Consider the following 243-nt stretch of genomic DNA (forward strand, 5'->3'; position numbering starts at 1 on the left):
CAACTAAAGTCAAGGGTTGCGCTCGTTGCGGGACTTAACCCAACATCTCACGACACGAGCTGACGACAACCATGCACCACCTGTCTCAACTTTCCCCGAAGGGCACCTAACGCATCTCTGCCTCGTTAGTTGGATGTCAAGACCTGGTAAGGTTCTTCGCGTTGCTTCGAATTAAACCACATACTCCACTGCTTGTGCGGGTCCCCGTCAATTCCTTTGAGTTTCAGTCTTGCGACCGTACTC

Annotated in this window: 1 rRNA gene; it reads right to left on the reverse strand. The window is 51.9% G+C overall.

From position 1 onward, the window contains the following. Positions 1 to 243 (reverse strand): 16S ribosomal RNA (locus HPT30_RS00225); the annotation flags it as partial.

Source organism: Paenibacillus agri, from assembly GCF_013359945.1.
Taxonomy (GTDB): domain Bacteria; phylum Bacillota; class Bacilli; order Paenibacillales; family Paenibacillaceae; genus Paenibacillus_AQ; species Paenibacillus_AQ agri.